Source organism: Leisingera sp. MMG026, from assembly GCF_021654205.1.
Lineage (GTDB): Bacteria > Pseudomonadota > Alphaproteobacteria > Rhodobacterales > Rhodobacteraceae > Leisingera.
In genome coordinates this window covers 1-656 of sequence record NZ_JAKFZM010000148.1, presented here as the reverse complement: position 1 = coordinate 656, position 656 = coordinate 1, and the positions used below count along the sequence as shown (strand labels likewise).

Below are 656 nucleotides of genomic sequence, written 5' to 3'. Positions count from 1 at the left end.
GCGGATTGACGTGATGTCGATGAAACCCAGAAAACTCTCAGCAGTTTTGTCATAACGGGTTGCGACACGGCGCGCGTTCTTGAGCTTGTTGAAGCACCGTTCGACCATATTGCGCAGCCGGTAAAGCGTATGATCCACTCCAACACGCATCTTGCGGGTCTTTCGCATCGGGATTTGCGGCTGGATAATGCGCTCGTTCATGTTTTCCCGAATGCGATCAGCGTCATATCCACGATCTGCCAGCAGCACTTTCGGCTCGGGCAGGTTGTCAGCCATGACAAGATCAAAGCCAAGGTAATCTGACGTTTGCCCCGGCGTGATCTCGGTTCTCATTGGCAACCCGTGCGCGTTGACGCGGAGGTGGATCTTGGTCGAAAACCCACCTCTTGAGCGGCCAAAACCCTGTTCCGGAGTCCCCCTTTTGCGCCAGCGGCTTGGTGGTGCGCGCGGATCACGGTGCTATCAACCATTTGCAGGGCGTCGGGGACGGCTCTGCTCTGGTTCAGGGCATCCAGGATATCCTCCCAAAGCCCTGCCAGGGTCCAGCGCCTGAACTGGCGGTAAACGCTGGACCATTTGCCGAACTCCTCAGGTAGGTCCCGCCACGGGGACCCGGTTCTGGATATCCAGAAAATCCCATCCAGAACAAGGCGGTG

General features: G+C 57.3%; 1 pseudogene. It reads right to left on the bottom strand.

Annotation, left to right across the window (positions count from 1 at the left end):
- Nucleotides 1-656 (bottom strand): annotated as a pseudogene (locus tag L1069_RS23905) (IS5 family transposase); the annotation flags it as partial.